At 73.9% G+C, this 1,602-nt stretch carries 2 protein-coding genes; both read left to right on the plus strand.

Features of this window, described 5'->3' with window-relative positions; all coding sequences use genetic code 11:
* Window positions 1-1,293 (plus strand): PhnE/PtxC family ABC transporter permease (locus ACFFNX_RS49490; protein ID WP_378213428.1); only part of this gene is annotated, 1,293 nt, incomplete at its 5' end.
* Window positions 1,294-1,364: 71 nt separating this feature from the next.
* A partial coding sequence (locus ACFFNX_RS49495; RefSeq protein WP_378213429.1) for a GntR family transcriptional regulator occupies window positions 1,365-1,602 on the plus strand: 238 nt, incomplete at its 3' end.

Raw genomic sequence — 1,602 nt, forward strand, 5'->3', positions numbered from 1 at the left:
CCACTCGCGCACGACGCGCGTCAGCTCATCACCCCGTTGCGCGACCTGTTCGCGGCCGTCTTCTTCGTGTTCTTCGTCGCCGCCATCGGGGTCGGGCCGCTGCCCGGCGTGCTCGCGCTGGGCCTGCACTCGGTCGGCATGCTGGGCAAGCTGTTCGCCGAGGCGGTCGAGCGCACCGACGACGGCGTGCGCGACGCGGTGGCGGGCACCGGCGCGGGACCGCTGCAACGGCTGGCCGGCGGTGTGCTGCCGCAGGTCGGGCCCGCCTGGACGGCCGCGATCCTGTACCGCCTCGACATCAACTTCCGCAGTTCCGTCCTGCTCGGCGCGGTGGGCGCGGGCGGCGTCGGCATCGACCTGAAGACCGCGTTCGGGTTCACCGACTACCCGCAGGCGGTGGGCATCGGGATCGTCACGGTCGGGGTCGTGATGCTCGTGGAGGGCGTTTCGGTCGGGCTGCGGGGCCTGCTGCTCGGGTCCTCCACACGCGGGGTCCCGCCCGTACGGGGGACGCGGGTGCCGTGGACGCGGGCCCGCGCCGCCGCGCACCTGGCCGGATGGTCCGGACCGGCTCTCGCTCTGGTGGCGTTCTGGCAGGTCGACGCGGGACCGAGGGCGCTCTGGCACGCGCTGACCGGCTCGGTACGCGCGCTCGGGGAGTTCTTCCCGCCCGCGTTCGGCCCGGTCACGCCGATCCTGGCGAAGGGGCTGGAGCAGACGTGCGCGATCGCGCTCGGCGCGACGTTCCTCGGGGTGCTCGCCGGCGTGCCGCTCGGCCTCCTCGCCGCGCGGACCGTGGCGCCGAACCCGGCGGTGCGGCTGACCGCCCGCGCCGTGTGCGTCGTGCTGCGCTCGGTCCCGGACCTGCTGCTGGTGCTGCTGTTCGTGGCGGCGATCGGGCTGACGAACGGGCCGGTCGCCGGGACGTTCGCCCTCGCGGTGTTCACCGTGGCGCTGGTCGCCAAGCTCGTCGCCGACGAGGCGGAGGAGCTGCGGGACGGCCCGCGCGACGCGGTGCGCTCGGCCGGGGCGGCGCGCGGGCAGGAGCTGACGGTGGCGATTCTCGGGCAGCTCACCCCGCGGCTCGTCGCGACCACGCTGTACGCGCTGGACGTCAACCTGCGGGCGTTCTTCGTGCTCGGCATCGTCGGGGCGGGCGAACTGGGCTACGCGCTCGCCCAGAACATCCAGGCGCTGAACTACGACGTGGTCACCGCGGTCGTGCTGCCGATCTTCGTCGTCGTCCTGCTGGTGGAAGCGGTGTCGGCGGGACTGCGAAAGGCCCTGCGTTGATCCCGTGCCCGCTCGTGAACGGCCGCACGGCGTTCATCCGCTGGTCAGAAAGCCGGACGAGCCTGCTTGTCATGACAAGCGCGCAACGCTATCTGGAGATGGCCGACGTGCTCGAGGCCGAGCTGGCGCACGTGCCGGTCGGCGCGCGGGTGCCGAGCGAGCACACGCTCGCCGAGCGGTTCGCGGTCAGCCGTCCGGCGACCCGCGCCGCGCTGCACGAGCTCGAACGCCGCCTGCCCGTACGGCGCGTCCAGGGCGCCGGGACGTTCCGGCGCGGACGCGTCGAGTACGTCGTGAGCGTCGCGGTGC

The organism is Actinoallomurus acaciae (assembly GCF_042429965.1).
In the GTDB taxonomy this organism is placed as follows: Bacteria; Actinomycetota; Actinomycetes; order Streptosporangiales; family Streptosporangiaceae; genus Actinoallomurus; species Actinoallomurus acaciae.